We start from the raw sequence: 15112 nt of genomic DNA, 5'->3' as shown, positions 1-15112 counted from the left end.
GACCGCCCCGCGGACTTAAAGTGCTGATTCGGCCTCAGGTGCAGCGAATAAGACCGCCCCGCGGACTTAAAGTGCTGATTCGGCCTCAGGTGCAGCGAATAAGACCGCCCCGCGGACTTAAAGTGCTGATTCGGCCTCAGGTGCAGCGAATAAGACCGCCCCGCGGACTTAAAGTGCTGATTCGGCCTCTGGTGCAACGAATAAGACCGCCCCGCGGACTTAAAGTGCTGATTCGGCCTCAGGTGCAGCGAATAAGACCGCCAGGCGGACTTAAAGTGCTGATTCGGCCTCAGGTGCAGCGAATAAGACAGCCCTGCGGACTTAAAGTGCTGATTCGGCCTCAGGTGCAACGAATAAGACCGCCCTGCGGACTTAAAGTGCTGATTTGGCCTCAGGTGCAACGAATAAGACCGCCCCGCGGACTTAAAGTGTCGACTCGGCCTCAGGTGCAGCGAATAAGACCGCCCCGCGGACTTAAAGTGCCGACTCGGCCCTGGCGAGGCGAGGCGAGGCGAAAAAACCATGGGAAACCAACTAAAGTGTACTCAACGCACAAAACCTCGACTAACTAATTTATAACTTCTGACCCGCTGTGCACCGCTGGCAGGCTCTAGCCAATTTATTTTTACAAGTTCATCAATTTGTTTGTATACAAATTTGCGATTTTTCCCTAGACATTCACAAACCATGGTAACTGTGATCGGGGAGATGGTGCGGATGGCTAGACGGACGATTTCTCGTTGATAGAGGGGGAGAGCGAGCAAATCCAGTTGTTCCTCCTCATACCATTGTTCCAGCATTCGTCGGATATGCTGTTGGCAGGATAGCGGATCTTCTTTGAGTTTGTCGATGGAGAAGCGTAAAATGTGACAGTTTGCAAATTCAATTTCGTTTTGTCTATCCAGTCCCCGTGCAAAGGTATCGCGATCAGCGTCCCGTGCATGAGAGCTGAAGCTATCGGCTTCGAGGCATGTAGGCTGGGGAGGGCGAATGTAGACAAAATCCGGATAATAATATTGTCCATCGGGTGTGATAAGCTCGTACTCGGGATAGAGAAACTCCAAGCTTTCGACGACAGGCCACCATGCTTGCTGGAGTAGAAGCTTTTCACCGAAGCCATGCCGATACTTAAGCCTGCGCAGTCTTTCTCCACGGCTTTCGCTAATATGCTTGGCCAGCCATGTGTTGTATTCTGCTTCGAATCGTTGATCCACGTTCATCCGCTCCCCGTCAAAAAAATAACCGCCCCAATCCAAAAAGGATTAGAGCGGTGTGCTTCACACGCGTATAAATACATTTTAGCCAAGATGGGATGGATTGTCACTTTCAATTTGAAAGGCGGCAGAAATTATTATCAGATGTCATGTCAGGCAAAGGGCGCAGGTGAGGGGACGGAGTAAGTGGAAATCTTTCGAAAATTCATTATACACATGTGGAAAACTTGGTTAAACATATGAAATTCACCGAGATATATACAGCGAATGTGGAGAACTTGGATTTTTCTGTGGAAAACAGACTGAATATTGTGAATAAACAAACATTTTCTGTGGAGAAGCCTGTGAATAGCGTTTGAGGTTATGCACAAGTGAATAATTTGGAAGGCTGGACGCAGCTTGTCCACAAGAAGGCTGCCAATTAATCCGTTACGGGACGGATGCGGCAAACGAAAATTGGGTCCGATGTTGAAACCGCAGCTGTAACCGCAACCGCAAACGCAATCGAACCTGAAACTGAACTGAAACCGCCACCGAAGCGAAACTGAAGCTGTAACCGAAAACCGAAACCGAAGCTGAGCCCCCAAAACTCCAGCATTAGCACAAGTGCAACCGCCGATTAGTTCTTTTCGCCATGTTCGCTTTCCCGCATTCCATCTGAAGGGTATAATAATGGTCAGGAAAGGCGCGTAACCGTAAGGGGTATTGGCGCGCTATCGAGACAGGAGGAATGCCATCATGGGTTTTCAATCGGAATTCAATTCGGTATGCAAATTTAAATCCGAGCAGGAGTTATACGAACTGTTGGAGTATGGCCGCGGCAAAATGGTCAAAAAGCAGTTTCGCGTCTATCCGACAGGTCAGAAGGTGATCGCTTATACACCCGACAATCAGGCGGTAGCCATCGTGCGCATTTTAGTGTCGATTGCGGAGATCAACTTCCAGGGCGAGGAGATTACTCAGGTGGAGATGGAGCTGGTTCGCCGCTTGACCGAGGAAGAAGCCAGAGTTCAGACGGCGCTCGCACATGAAATGTTCTTCGGAGAGCAATCCTAGAACCCTCAAGCAAATCCGGGGGTGAACGAGCATGCTGGTCCGTTTCGGTTATGTGGCAATGTCTGTACAACTGGAAAATGCTTCGCCCTCTCGAACGATGACGATGGCGAACTTCTCCAAGCTTGCGGATCGGGAGGCGGGACTGCGCAGACTCGAGAAGCTGGCGGAGGGAAATTTGCGCAATACGCTGCGTCTGCTGAAGCATAATCGTTATATGGGCGTCCATGTTTATCGGATGACCTCTAAGCTGATCCCGCTGGCTACCCATGAGGAGCTGCGAGACTGGAATCCATATCCCGTCCTTGCGGCGTCGTTCGCAGAGGTCGGGGATTTTGTGCGCAAGCAAGGGATGCGGGTGTCCTTTCACCCGGATCATTTTACGGTGATTAATACGCCGCGCAAGGATGTGTTCGAGAAGTCGGTGAACGATCTCGACCATCACGTTCGGATGCTTGAAGAGATGAGGCTGGACGGGCGGGCGCTGAACAACATTCACGTTGGGGGCAGCTACGGAGACAAGATGGTGGCGGGAAAAAGATTCGTCGATCAATTCAGCCTTCTTGAGCCGAGAATTGCGAAGCGCATTACCCTGGAAAACGACGATAAAACGTTCACAGCTCCCGAAACGCTGGCTATTGCCGAAGAGGTCGGCGTCCCGATGGTGCTCGACATTCATCATGATGCGGTGAATCGGGGAAGCGAGACGGCGGAGGAGCTGTGGCCGAGAATTATGCAGACGTGGGACAGGCTCGAGTGGAATGTCGTTCATGCTGCCGACTCCGAGCTGAAGCTGCCGCCCAAAATTCACGTCTCAAGTCCCAAAAGCGATTCGGACCCTCGCGGCCATGCCGATTACGTCGAACCGGGGCCGTTGCTGGATTTTTTGTACCGGATTGCGGCAACGACGCCTGCTCTGGACGTGATGATCGAGGCGAAGAAAAAGGATGATGCGCTGTTCCGGTTGATGGAGCATTTTCGTATGCTGGAAGGGGAAGGACATCCGATTCGGGTAGTCGACGGGGGAACGGTGGAGGTCGGAGGCTGAGCGGGCGCGAAGGCTTTCCGATCTCTGTATTTTCGCTGTTGCAATCATTGGAGAAATAAGGTACGTTGAAAATGAAGGATGCTTGTCCGGCCATGTGGGGACGAGGGGCGTCCTTACTTGCGAAGAGGGGGATTTCCGCGGATGAACGGATTGTTAGAGGGGAAAAATATCGTGGTTATGGGCGTCGCCAACGAGCGGAGCATTGCCTGGGCCATAGCGCAAGCGCTTGCATCTCAAGGTGCCAGACTGATTTTTACATACGAGAATGAGCGGGTTGAGGAACGGGTCAAAAAGCTGTCGAACACGATTGAAGGCTCGCTGACGCTGCAATGCAACGTGTCCTCCGACGAGGAGATCGAAGGCTTGGCCGCGCGTTTGAAGGAAGAGGTTGGCGTCGTCCACGGCTTGGCGCACTGTATCGCTTTCGCGAAGGCGGAGGAGCTGGACGGTCTGTACGTTAACACATCTCGCGCGGGCTTTGCCCTTGCCCACGATGTCAGCGTCTACTCGCTGACCGCCGTCGCGCAAAGACTATATCCGCTTATGACCGAAGGCGGCAGCATCGTTACGCTGACCTACCTTGGCGCGGAGCGCACGCTGCAGAACTATAACGTTATGGGCGTTGCCAAAGCCGCTCTGGAAGCGTCGGTACGCTATCTCGCCAGCGATCTCGGCCCAAGCAATATTCGCGTGAACGCGATTTCCGCCGGCCCGATCCGTACGCTTGCGGCCAAAGGAATCGCAGGCTTCAACACGATTCTGAAGCATGTCGAAGAGAAGGCGCCGCTGCGTCGCAACACGGAAGCCGCCGAAGTCGGCGACACTGCGATGTTCCTGATGAGCCAATTGGCGCGGGGAGTTACAGGCGAAGTGATTCATGTCGACAACGGCTATAATATTGTAGGCTGATAGAGGTCGAGATGGGAGGGGAGCTTTTCTCGCGAATGTGCGGGAAGGCTCTTTTTTCAGATAAAATAGGGTCAAACCGGAAACGATAAGCGGAAACGCCAAAAGTCGGGCGAAAAATAAGGCTGTTCGTAAGCAAACGTCGCAACCGCTCAACGTCGTTTTCGTATATGATTAGAAGAAGGACAACCTGGTCCTTGCAACCGATTTCGAAGATTAGAGGGATGAAATCATGAGCGCCAATCAACCGGAAAGCGTCATCGGCGGCAAGAGCTTCACCGCGGTAGCCGTCAATTGCGCGGCCAAAGCCGGGGAGTGGATTAAAAGCAAGAGCGGCAATATCACCCAACTGGATACGAAATATTCCGCGCAGGACCTGGTCACGGAAGTGGACAAGGGCGCGGAGAGAATGATTCGCAACCTGATCGGCACCCATTTTCCGAACCATGCGTTTTTGGGAGAAGAGGGCGTGGAGCCGGGGCCGTTAGCCTCTGCCAAGGCGCTGGAAGCGGTCAGGGACGCCGAGTATTTGTGGATCGTCGATCCGGTGGACGGGACGACAAACTATGTGCACGGTTTTCCGTTCTTCTCAGTTTCGATTGCGCTGGCCCATCGCGGTCAGGTGATCGTCGGAGTCGTATACGACCCTTCGCGAGACGAGCTATTCGTTGCGGAAAGAGGGAAGGGCGCATACGTGCATGGGAAAAAAATGGACGTGTCGCAGGAAACGACGCTTAGCCAAAGCTTGGTCGCGACCGGTTTTCCGGCGGACCCTCAGGAGGCGCTGCCGGCCAATCTGAGAGATATTCAGGCGATCGCGCCGAAGGTGCGCAATCTTCGCGTGGCGGGCTCGGCTGCTCTGCATCTCGCCTACGTGGCTGCGGGCCGCCTGTCCGGATTCTGGGAGCATAACCTGAGCGCATGGGATATCGCGGCGGGCTCGCTGCTCGTCGAGGAAGCGGGCGGTCGTATGTCCGATTTTGGCGGCGAACCGTATCAGCTTGCCGTTCGCAACGTACTGGCGACCAACGGTCGGATTCATGACGAGCTGAGCCGGGAGCTGAAAGCGGCGGACGTGTAACTTATATGTGACACATGAGAAAAGTTGTTTTCGACCATCCTAGGGCGTGTATGCATACCATACACACCCAAGTGACGAAGGGGGGCGAACGAAAATGGAGCGAGACGAAGCCGAGGAGCTGCTGGCCCGTCAATTGAGCGAGGAGCCTGCCGCCGAGACGGACGAGGAAGAAGCGGGCGCCAGAGTGGCCAAGCGACTGCCTCCCAAGTGGGAAATTCGTATCCAGGCGAACGTGGATCCGATCGTCGAAGAGACGATCGCCTACCGCAGCATCGCTCGCGAGGTCGACGGCAGGTATGACAAAGTCGACGTTAGCGCCGAGGACAAGACCAAAAAGGACGGGCAAGCCTGAGCGAAAGCTGTTTCGCTTTAACGGGCTTGGCTTCGATAAACCGCAAAAGGTCCAACAAGTCATTGGACCTTTTGCGGTTTTTTTGTGCGTGCCTCTATAAGCTTACGATTGGAAAAAAGTCTTTGAATAATGGAAATAAGATGGCGCTTTTTCGGGAAAACTTGATAACTTCAGGCAGAGCGGTTTTATGAAGTTTAGAAAAAATATTTCATGAATTATATTTTATTGTTGAAATTATATTTCGTAAACATTATACTGTTCTCGCAGGGACCTATCAGGATAGACAGACGGAAAGGCAATTAACAAAGGGGGGGACAGTATGGGGAACGGCGTTAAGGTCGGCGCCGATCAGGTTGGGCAACTAAGCGGAAGTTTGAAAGGGTGCAACTTTGCGCTTCTGACAAATCCGACGGGGATCGATTCCGAGTTTCGTTCGACGATTGAGGTGTGCGCTAGTATTGAGGGTGCTAAGTTAAGCGCTTTCTTCGCTTGCGAGCACGGGTTGCGCAACGAGCTGCAGGCGGGCGTGAAGTTCGAGGATCATATAGACGAGGAATATGGCCTTCCTGTGTACAGCCTGTACGGAGAAAACCGCGTTCCGACCGCTCAAAGTTTGCAGGGACTAGATGCCGTCGTCTTCGATATTCAAGATTTGGGAGTTCGTTTCTACACTTACCTGAGTACGCTTGTATACGTTATGTCGGCATGTGCGGAGCACGGCGTCCGGCTCATCGTGCTGGATAGGCCGAATCCGCTCGGCGGACACCGGGTTGAAGGCGGACTGCTGCACGATGACTTCCATTCGATGGTCGGAGCGTGGAGGATGCCGGTGCTTAGCGGTATGACGATCGGCGAGTTTGCCCGCCTAGTCAACGCCCAAGCCGAGAAAAAGTGCGAGCTGGAAGTGATTCCTCTGCAAGGCTGGCGGCGTTCGATGGAGTATACCGCTACGGGGCTGCCGTGGATTATGCCATCCCCGAATATGCCGACCATCGACACGGTGCGAATTTACGGAGGCAATTGCTTGTTCGAGGGAACGAATCTCTCGGAAGGAAGAGGCACGACACGGCCGTTCGAACTGGTCGGGGCGCCCTGGCTGGATCATCGCCGGCTCTGCGACACGTTGAATGCGCTGGAAGTGCCAGGGGTGCGCTATCATCCGGTTACTTTTACACCTACTTTCCAGAAGCATGCGGGCGAGCTTTGCCAGGGCGTGTACACTTATGTAACGGATAAGGAAGGTTTTCATTCCGTCGAGAGCGGGCTGACGCTGCTCCATCATATCGTCGCGATGCATCCGAACGAATTCGAATGGCGCGGGAGCGAGGACGGCAAAACCTTTATCGATATTCTCAGCGGCAGCGACGAGGTTCGCCTTCGGATTGCCGAGCCGGAAGCGCTGAAGGACATTGCGGCCTCATGGAGAAAGCAGTCCCGCGATTGGGAAGAGGCTCGCGAGATTTACTTGCTATATGAGGACTAGGCTTGAGCAGAGGCTTGCGACGGAGAGGAGCTGCCGGACATGAACGAGTACTGGTCTGTGGAAGCAGGCTCCGGCTGGACGCTATCCGAGGAAGCGGGCGCTGGAATCAGGAGACCGATTGTCGAGGCGATTAGAGAGAGACTTATCCCCGGCGCATCCATCGCCATTTATTATCGGGGCAATCTGATCCGCTATGCGGCCGGAGCTGCGATAACCGGGCTGCAGGAGCGCCCCACCGGCCCGAACACGCTCTACGATTGCGCTTCTCTGACGAAGGTTGCGGCAACGCTGCCGCTTATCCTGCAGTTGGGAGGCCAAGGGCGGCTCCGTCTGGACGACGAAGCGTCCATGTACGTGCCGGAGCTTCGCAGCGACAGAGCCGCGCGAATCACGATTCGCCAACTGCTTGCTCACACGTCCGGCTTGCCGGCTACGCACGATTTTCACAGTTTACCTTGGAGTTTGGAACGCATATTGACCTTTATCGGGAGTGAGCTTTCGATAGAGAAGCCTTCGGAAACGGCGGTATACAGCGATTTGGGCTTTATCATACTTGGCGCGATCGCCTCTCGCTTGTATGGTATGCCCCTGGACGAAGCAGCCAAGCGTTACCTGTTCGCACCTCTGGGAATGTCGAACACCGGATTCTGTCCCGACCCGGCCAAGCTGGATGAGATTGCGGCCACGGAATGGTCGGAGGAGCTCGGAGGCTACTGGCGAGGAATCGTTCATGACGAGAATGCCCGTGCTTTGGGAGGCGTGAGCGGTCATGCCGGTCTGTTCTCCACGGCTGGAGATTTGCTCAAATACGCGCAGCTATGGCTGAACATCGGGAGCGGCGAAGCTTCCCTGCTGCCGGATTCGCTGGCGAAGGAAGCGATCAGGCTTCAAACCGGCGGGGCGGACTCGTCCCGAAGAGGGCTCGGCTGGGTGCTTAAGGGAGATACTGCGGATGTATCGGGAGCTTGGATGACTTCGGGAGCCTTCGGCCATACCGGATTTACCGGAACAAGTCTTTATGTGGACCCCGGTCGCCAGTTAGCCGTCGTGCTTCTGACGAATCGCGTCCATTACGGAAGACAGCAAAACATTACCGGGCTCAGGCAGTCGTTGCATGATGCAGTCGTTCGCTCGCTGGTCGAGCAGGCTGAGAAGTACCCTAATCCAATCCAATCGAATTGACAGGAGGATTTTCGAATGAAAATGAAAGTTCAATCCACGGCGATGCTGATTTTGATTCTGTCTATGGTTTTGGCCGCTTGCGGCGGAGGCAAGGAAAATAACGGCGGCAATAGCGGCGGCAGCGCCTCTCCCGCTCCGTCAGGCTCGGCGAGCGCTCCTGCCGGCGGAGACAAGGTAACCGTAACGGTAACGTCATGGCGCGCAGAATCCAGCGAGCAGCAATTTTACAAGAAGCTGCAAGAGGAACTAAACAAGACGTCTCCGGAAATTGTGATCGACTATCAGCCGGTCAAGGCGACAGAGTACAATACGACGCTTAACCTGAACTTGAACACGGGAACGGCTGCCGACATCATTCACCTCCGCCCTTACGCAGGCGGCAAAGCAGTTGCCGATGCAGGCTATCTGGACCCGATCGACGGACTGACGGGGCTAGACAAGTTCACGCCGGCTCAGCTTGCTGCTGCGCAGGGCTCGGACGGCAAGCAATATGGCGTACCTTACATGCTGAGCTCTACGCAAATTTTGTACAACAAGGAAATTTTCGAGAAGAACGGTCTGCAAGTGCCGCAAACCTGGGATGAATTCATTCAAACCGCCGAGAAGCTGAAAGCGGCAAGCGTTACGCCTCTTGCCTTCGGATCCAAGGAAGGCTGGGTGTTGTCGCTCATGCACGGCGCAGTCGGTCCGCAGTTCTACGGCGGCACGGAGTTCGTCGATAAGTTCCTGGCCGGCGAAGCGAAGCTGGACAGCCCGGAATATATTCGTTCGATTCAAGCGATGAAAGACTTGCAGCCGTACTTCCCGGCCAACTTCGAAGGACTTGGCATGGAGGATATCCGCACCTTGTTCGCTACCGGACAAACCGGCATGGTCATTAACGGCCACTTCGAGATCGCGTCCATTCTCGGACTGAATCCGGATCTGCAAATCGGCGTATTCCCGGTTCCTCCGGTCGAAGCCGGCGGCAAAGGTTCGGTATCGACTTGGGTTGACGGCTCGTTCGCTCTGAACAAATCGGCCAAAAACAAAGAGGCTGCCCGCAAAGTGTTGGAGTTCATGACGACCGAAGCGTACGGCAACCTGATTCTCGATCACACGAAGTCTCCGTCTCCGATTCCGGGAACGTCTACGAACGACGCGCTGGTCAATGAAATCGCACAGCTTTCCGGCACGAATGCGACTCCGTACTTGGCCGTCACAGCGCTGAACAACGGGAATCCTACAACAAAATCGACATTGGAAAATTCCTTGCAAGCGATGTATCTGGGCAAGCTGACTCCGGAGCAGGTTGCGGCTGAAGTACAGAAGAGCGTGGATACCTGGTTCAACAAGTAAGCGAAATCATCAATTCCGCAACATTGACGGCCGCGGTTTGGACGGGATCATTCGGGAAAGAGATCGCGAACCGCGGCCGTTCGTTATCGGATTTATGCAAATGCGAGGTGGATAAAGCCTATGGGAAAGGCGAATAACGATAGCCTGGACATTCGCGGCGGTATGCGCAAAAAATGGCTTGTTCATTTGTTTCCGCTTCCTGCCGTCGCGATTTATACGATTTTTATCGTATATCCGATTCTGGCAGCCTTCACTTACAGTCTGTTCGAATGGAAGGGACTGGTGATGGGAGGGTTTAACCAGTTCGAGAACTACAAGCGGCTGTTTATGGAAGAGCCGTACAACACGATGTTCTGGAATGCCTTGTCGCACAACGTGTATTACTTCATGATCGAGATGCTCGTGCAGAATACGATTGCGTTCGCCTTGGCGTACGTGATATACAAAAAGATAAAAGGCGTCTCTTTCTTCAAGGTTGCCTACTTCCTGCCGCGTCTATTATCGATTATCGTCGTCGGCTTCCTCTGGAAGCTGATTCTGAACCCGAACATCGGCGTTCTGAATGCCACTCTGCGCGCGGTCGGGCTGGACTCTTGGGCGACTGCCTGGCTGGGCAATCCGGATACGGCGTTGACGGCCATTGCGCTGATCAACTCCTGGTTTGCCATCGGCTTCTACATGTTGATTCTTCTGGCGGGATTGCAATCGATCTCCGTCGAGGTGCTGGAAGCGGCGAAGCTGGACGGAGCAACGGGTCTTAAACTAATTCGTTCCGTCGTGCTGCCGATGATGTTCCAGCCGCTTGTGATCGTCATTGTCATGACCTTTATTCAGTCATTCGAGGCGTTCGAGCTCGTGTTCGCCATGCAGGGTTCTATGGGCGAGCCGTATTATTCGACAGATTTGCTGGCCGTCTTCTTCTACCGTACGGCATTCGGAACCAGTGGCGGAGACGCAGGCTCCCTGGGAATCGGCTCCGCGCTTGCGGTGGTCATGTTTGTCATTATCGCGACGATATCCGCTCTGTTTATGCGCTATGTCAATAAGCGGGAACAGACTTAACGAAAGGAGCCAAGGAATCCATGAGCATGAAAATGATGAGGCGAAGCCTGTTATACACGGCCGCAATCGGATATGCGCTCCTTTCGCTCTTTCCGCTGGCGCTGATGCTGATTTCGTCGCTCAAGCCCAATATTGAAATTTTGACGAAGCCGCTGGAACTGCCGAGCAAGCTGACGTTTGTCTCCTACGAGAAGCTGTTCCTGGAGCTGGATTACGCCAAATACGTGTTCAACAGCGCGTACATCAGCATTATGAGCTTGCTGCTGGTCATTGTGTTCAGCGTAATGGTGTCTTACTATATTGCAAGATTTCAATTTAAATGGAACGGTTTGCTGTTCTTCTATTTTCTCATCGGGATGATGCTGCCGATCAAGCTCGGTCTGGTTCCGCTGTTTCTGCTGATTCAGGATCTGAACCTGGTCGATTCGCCCTGGTCCGTCATTCTGATTCATGTCGGCTCGGGATTGCCGATGGCCGTACTGATTTTGGCGGGCTTCTTCCGCACCTTGCCTAAGGAGCTGGAGGAGGCGGCCAAGATCGACGGATGCACCAATGCGGGACTGCTGATGAAAATTCTCGTTCCGCTGATGAAGCCGGCCATAGGCACCGTGACGATTATTAACTTTATCGGAGTGTGGAACGAATTTTTCTTCCCGATGATTTTTATTCAGACAGAAGGGAAGAAGACCATTCCGCTTGCGATGCAGCAACTGTTCGGGGAGTTTACGACCGACTGGAGCGTCCTGTTCGCGGGACTGACGCTATCGTCCTTGCCGATGATTCTGATATTCGCCTTTGCTTCCCGCCAATTTATGGACGGTCTTACGGCAGGAGCGGTGAAATAACGGTTAGTCCAGACTGACAATTTAAGGTGGGGTTTCTATGATGCATGGGGCACTTATCTCGATTAAAGCGGCGTTGACGCAGCTTAAGCCGCAGGAAAGAATCGTTGCGGAATACATTCTGGACAATCCGGAGCTAACCGTAAAGATGTCCGTTCAGAAGCTGGCGCAAACGACAGGCGTCAGCGAAGCGACGATCGTCCGGCTTTCGCGCTCGCTCCGATTCAAAGGCTACCAGGAGCTGAAAATGCGAATCGTCGCCGATCTGGCCCAGACGTCCCGCACGGCGATGGAAACAGACGCCTATCAGGAAATCCAACTGAACGGAATGGTGTCAACCTTGATCGACTCCATCTCCCATAACAATATGCAGTCGATTCAGGACACGTTGTCGGTGCTGTCTGCCGAAGAGGTCGAGAAGGCGATCGAGAAGCTGGGGAAGGCGCGAAAAATCTGCATTTTCGGAGTAGGGGCGTCGGCTGTGATCGCGGAGGACTTCATGCAGAAGCTGACGCGGATTGCCCGCTGGTGCACGGCAGCCTTCGATTTTAATACGCAAGCGACCTACGCGGCCCTACTGCAGGAAGGGGATGTGGCATTCGGCATCTCCTACTCCGGCCAGACGGAGGACGTTATTCGTTCGCTCGGCATCGCCAAGGAAAACGGAGCCTGCGTAATCTCTCTAACCAAGTTCGGAAGCAACCCGATTTCCGATCTTGCGGACATCCGGCTGTTTACAAGCTCGATGGAAAAAAGCATTCGAAGCGGGGCGATGGCCTCGCGGATCACGCAATTAAACGTCATCGACATTTTGTATGTCGGCGTCGCTCAGGTGGATTACGAAGAGAATGTCAACATGCTGGAGAAAACGAGAAAAGCCGTAGCGATATCGAAGCGCAATACGAGAACGGACTGATTTATAGGAGGACATACTGTTATGGAAAGACTAGAGCATCTCGTTACAGAACAGAGAAACGCGCGAACGCGCGATCTGAGCGAGTTAAGCATAAAAGAAATTATAGAAATTATGAACGAAGAGGATCAGACTGTCGCACTGGCGGTGAAAAAGGAGCTTCCGGCTATTGAGCGGGCGATTGCGGCTATCGTGTCTTCTATGGAGAAGCAGGGAAGGCTCGTCTATGTCGGAGCGGGCACGAGCGGGCGCATCGGCGTGCTGGACGCCTCCGAATGTCCGCCGACCTTCGGCGTGGACTTCAATACCGTGATCGGACTAATCGCCGGTGGAGAAGGCGCGTTCATCAAAGCTGTAGAAGGAGCGGAGGACGACGAGGAGCTCGCCGTGAGCGATCTGAAGCGAATCGTTCTGACCGCGAACGATGTCGTGGTCGGTTTGACGGCCAGCGGCCGCACGCCATACGCCAAGGGCGCGCTTCAATATGCGCGGCAAGCGGGCGCAACGACCGTTTCGGTAGCCTGCAATAAGGATTCGCTCGTCAGTTCATACGCCGATCATGCAATCGAGGTTGAAGTCGGACCCGAGATTCTGACCGGATCGACCCGTCTGAAAGCCGCAACCGCGCAAAAGCTGATTCTGAACATGATATCGACGACTGCGATGATTCGGCTTGGCAAAGTCTATCAGAACTTGATGATGGATCTGCACGCGAGCAATCAAAAGCTGAGAGAAAGATCGCTTCGAATTGTCATGGAAGCGACGGGAGCCGGTTACGAGGAGGCGAGCCTTGCCATGAAGGCAACCGACAATCACGTCAAAACGGCAATCGTGATGCTGGAGACGGGGCGCGACTGCGAGGCTGCCAGAGCGGCTCTTGGAGAAGCTTCCGGATTCGTCAAGCGCGCGATCGAAGTCGTGCGAACGGCTTCCCGGGAATAATGCCGATGGAGTATGTCATTGGAATCGACGGCGGGGGAACGAAGAGTCTGCTTCACATGATGGACTGCGACGGCAATTTCATCGTGGAGCTGGACGGCGGACCTCTTAATCTCAATGCGACCGGTAAAGAAGCTGTGCAAGCGGAGCTAAAAGAGCTGCTCTTCCGGGCGGCGGACCGTTCCGGGATGCCGCTGGCGAATTGCCGAGCGCTCTGCATTGGCGCGGCAGGAGCCGCCAGGAGCGATGAGCGGGCAATCATTGAAGGCATGCTCAGAGAGCTTGGTCTTCGCGGTATCATTGAGGTGACCAATGATGCCGAGAATGCGCTGGCTGCCGGATGCGAAGGGCGGGAAGGCGTCGTTGTCATTGCCGGAACGGGATCGCTGGCGTTCGGGCGAGATCGGGACGGCCGCGTCTGTCGCGCCGGAGGCTGGGGCCATCTCATCGGCGACGAGGGAAGCGGCTACGCGATTGCCTCCCGCGCCGTCGCGGCCGCCATGCGAAGCTTCGACGGCCGCGAGCCGCCGACAGAGCTGCTGCCTCGGCTGATGGAGGCGATCGGCATTGAGAGCCCGGAGCAGTTTATCTCCTTCGTCTATCGTCAGGCAGGAAAGCAGCATATCGCAGCGCTGGCTCGGATCGTGAACGAGGCCTATCTGGCGGGTGACCAGAAGGCGGCGCACATTCTGACCGAAGCGGCGGACGAGCTTGCCTTAATGGCGCAGACGGTGCTCGGCAAGCTTCGGTTCGATGTTCGGCCGATTCCCCTTGTGTGCAGCGGCGGCGTCTTCTCCCGGATCGATGTCGTATACGAACGTTTTGTCCAACAGGTCTCCGCAGGCGGCTTTCCGATTGAGGCCGTCAAGCCCACTCGCAATGCCGCTTACGGCGCGGCTAAAATCGCTTTGTTGTCCTCTCGCGGGGCTGTCTCGTAAGCATGTCAAGTTGCTGTGATAGATAATCGATAATAAAGGTGCAAGGTGTATATATCTCCCTCCGGAAGGTATATACACTTTTTTATTTATCGAGCGTGCCCAGATAAGCACGCATCTTCTAGCCGGTGAAAATCCGGTCGCGGGAGGAGCCAAGTCCCCGTGTAGCTAGGATACTTGCGTACGGCGAAATCCGTGCGTAAAAGCGTATCGACGAAAGTACCTGTCAGAGACAGGGCGAGCGACATGCCAGGCCGTAACATGAAGTGAATCCTGCCGCGTCGTCAAAAAGGCCTTACAAGAGGAAGCTGAGTTCTGTCGATATGGACGAAAGCCACGGAAGCTGCTTGGATCTTGGAGCGGCAGCGAAGAATCCTCCGGCGTAAAGGGATCGGCATGGCATGAAAGAAGATGAAGTGAACTGGGGAGACCCTCCCCTGCACGAAGTTTTTTTTTTTTTTTCGTAACCGGATGCTCTATAAGCCAAAGGGGTGAAGTGAGCCATCCGCAGGAAGGGAGTCCGAGGGGCACATAGTGCGTGCGTGGCAGCACGATCATCAGGTGGGTTAAAGTCCCGCTGAGTTTCGGACTAGGGGACTCATATCCAAACCCGGGAGTAACGTCTCGGGGGCCGACAAATTTTTTTTGCCGGAGGGCAGGGCGTCTGCCGCGAGGCAGAGTCTGAAGGGCTTGAGGAGAAGTACCAGGCCGTAGTGAAACGGGGCTACCCGAATTGCGAACCGGTCGGCCAAAGATGGGGCAAG

Annotated in this window: 14 protein-coding genes; 13 read left to right on the top strand and 1 reads right to left on the bottom strand. The window is 54.4% G+C overall.

Annotated elements, in window-relative coordinates:
* Positions 1 to 545 precede the first annotated feature (545 nt).
* Complete coding sequence (locus DFP98_RS26790; protein WP_116063709.1) at positions 546 to 1214, bottom strand: hypothetical protein; 669 nt, start codon at positions 1212 to 1214, stop codon at positions 546 to 548.
* A gap of 738 nt (positions 1215 to 1952) precedes the next feature.
* On the opposite strand from DFP98_RS26790, the gene DFP98_RS26785 reads away from it, so the two are divergent.
* From DFP98_RS26785 to DFP98_RS26725, 13 genes are all read left to right on the top strand, one after another.
* Complete coding sequence (locus DFP98_RS26785; RefSeq protein WP_116063708.1) at positions 1953 to 2270, top strand: hypothetical protein; 318 nt, start codon at positions 1953 to 1955, stop codon at positions 2268 to 2270.
* Between the two features lie 31 nt (positions 2271 to 2301).
* Positions 2302 to 3315 (top strand): UV DNA damage repair endonuclease UvsE, encoded by a 1014-nt coding sequence (gene uvsE / locus DFP98_RS26780; RefSeq protein WP_116063707.1) that lies wholly within the window; start codon positions 2302 to 2304, stop codon positions 3313 to 3315.
* A 141-nt stretch (positions 3316 to 3456) separates the two neighbouring features.
* Positions 3457 to 4224, top strand: a complete 768-nt coding sequence (gene fabI, locus DFP98_RS26775) for an enoyl-ACP reductase FabI (protein ID WP_116063706.1) — start codon at positions 3457 to 3459, stop codon at positions 4222 to 4224.
* A 229-nt stretch (positions 4225 to 4453) separates the two neighbouring features.
* Positions 4454 to 5302 (top strand): inositol monophosphatase family protein, encoded by an 849-nt coding sequence (locus DFP98_RS26770; RefSeq protein ID WP_116063705.1) that lies wholly within the window; start codon positions 4454 to 4456, stop codon positions 5300 to 5302.
* 94 nt (positions 5303 to 5396) lie between these two features.
* Positions 5397 to 5654 (top strand): hypothetical protein, encoded by a 258-nt coding sequence (locus DFP98_RS26765; RefSeq protein WP_116063704.1) that lies wholly within the window; start codon positions 5397 to 5399, stop codon positions 5652 to 5654.
* A 319-nt stretch (positions 5655 to 5973) separates the two neighbouring features.
* Positions 5974 to 7137: an exo-beta-N-acetylmuramidase NamZ family protein gene (locus DFP98_RS26760; RefSeq protein ID WP_116063703.1), complete on the top strand. Its 1164-nt coding sequence runs from the start codon at positions 5974 to 5976 to the stop codon at positions 7135 to 7137.
* Between the two features lie 39 nt (positions 7138 to 7176).
* Positions 7177 to 8319: a serine hydrolase domain-containing protein gene (locus tag DFP98_RS26755; protein ID WP_116063702.1), complete on the top strand. Its 1143-nt coding sequence runs from the start codon at positions 7177 to 7179 to the stop codon at positions 8317 to 8319.
* A 15-nt stretch (positions 8320 to 8334) separates the two neighbouring features.
* Complete coding sequence (locus DFP98_RS26750; protein ID WP_116063701.1) at positions 8335 to 9657, top strand: ABC transporter substrate-binding protein; 1323 nt, start codon at positions 8335 to 8337, stop codon at positions 9655 to 9657.
* Between the two features lie 120 nt (positions 9658 to 9777).
* On the top strand, positions 9778 to 10719 hold the full coding sequence (locus DFP98_RS26745; RefSeq protein ID WP_116063700.1) for a carbohydrate ABC transporter permease: 942 nt from the start codon (positions 9778 to 9780) through the stop codon (positions 10717 to 10719).
* Between the two features lie 20 nt (positions 10720 to 10739).
* A complete protein-coding gene (locus tag DFP98_RS26740; RefSeq protein ID WP_116063699.1) occupies positions 10740 to 11564 on the top strand; it encodes a carbohydrate ABC transporter permease in 825 nt (274 codons plus the stop codon).
* Positions 11565 to 11601: 37 nt separating this feature from the next.
* Positions 11602 to 12477, top strand: coding sequence for a MurR/RpiR family transcriptional regulator (locus DFP98_RS26735; RefSeq protein ID WP_116063698.1), 876 nt, complete (start codon positions 11602 to 11604; stop codon positions 12475 to 12477).
* 21 nt (positions 12478 to 12498) lie between these two features.
* Positions 12499 to 13416, top strand: coding sequence for an N-acetylmuramic acid 6-phosphate etherase (gene murQ / locus DFP98_RS26730; RefSeq protein ID WP_116063697.1), 918 nt, complete (start codon positions 12499 to 12501; stop codon positions 13414 to 13416).
* A 5-nt stretch (positions 13417 to 13421) separates the two neighbouring features.
* Positions 13422 to 14351 (top strand): BadF/BadG/BcrA/BcrD ATPase family protein, encoded by a 930-nt coding sequence (locus tag DFP98_RS26725; protein WP_181917965.1) that lies wholly within the window; start codon positions 13422 to 13424, stop codon positions 14349 to 14351.
* Positions 14352 to 15112: the final 761 nt, after the last annotated feature.

This window comes from Cohnella phaseoli (assembly GCF_003386235.1).
GTDB lineage: Bacteria > Bacillota > Bacilli > Paenibacillales > Paenibacillaceae > Cohnella > Cohnella phaseoli.
The sequence above is the reverse complement of the archived record's forward strand: the minus strand, read 5'-3'. Positions and strand labels throughout refer to the sequence as shown.

Coding starts and splice junctions, on each gene's coding strand:
- fabI (WP_116063706.1), top strand. CDS start 3,457: ATGAACGGATTGTTAGAGGGGAAAAATATCGTGGTTATGGGCGTCGCC.
- DFP98_RS26765 (WP_116063704.1), top strand. CDS start 5,397: ATGGAGCGAGACGAAGCCGAGGAGCTGCTGGCCCGTCAATTGAGCGAG.
- DFP98_RS26750 (WP_116063701.1), top strand. CDS start 8,335: ATGAAAATGAAAGTTCAATCCACGGCGATGCTGATTTTGATTCTGTCT.
- DFP98_RS26760 (WP_116063703.1), top strand. CDS start 5,974: ATGGGGAACGGCGTTAAGGTCGGCGCCGATCAGGTTGGGCAACTAAGC.
- murQ (WP_116063697.1), top strand. CDS start 12,499: ATGGAAAGACTAGAGCATCTCGTTACAGAACAGAGAAACGCGCGAACG.
- uvsE (WP_116063707.1), top strand. CDS start 2,302: ATGCTGGTCCGTTTCGGTTATGTGGCAATGTCTGTACAACTGGAAAAT.
- DFP98_RS26745 (WP_116063700.1), top strand. CDS start 9,778: ATGGGAAAGGCGAATAACGATAGCCTGGACATTCGCGGCGGTATGCGC.
- DFP98_RS26735 (WP_116063698.1), top strand. CDS start 11,602: ATGATGCATGGGGCACTTATCTCGATTAAAGCGGCGTTGACGCAGCTT.
- DFP98_RS26740 (WP_116063699.1), top strand. CDS start 10,740: ATGAGCATGAAAATGATGAGGCGAAGCCTGTTATACACGGCCGCAATC.
- DFP98_RS26725 (WP_181917965.1), top strand. CDS start 13,422: ATGGAGTATGTCATTGGAATCGACGGCGGGGGAACGAAGAGTCTGCTT.
- DFP98_RS26770 (WP_116063705.1), top strand. CDS start 4,454: ATGAGCGCCAATCAACCGGAAAGCGTCATCGGCGGCAAGAGCTTCACC.
- DFP98_RS26785 (WP_116063708.1), top strand. CDS start 1,953: ATGGGTTTTCAATCGGAATTCAATTCGGTATGCAAATTTAAATCCGAG.
- DFP98_RS26755 (WP_116063702.1), top strand. CDS start 7,177: ATGAACGAGTACTGGTCTGTGGAAGCAGGCTCCGGCTGGACGCTATCC.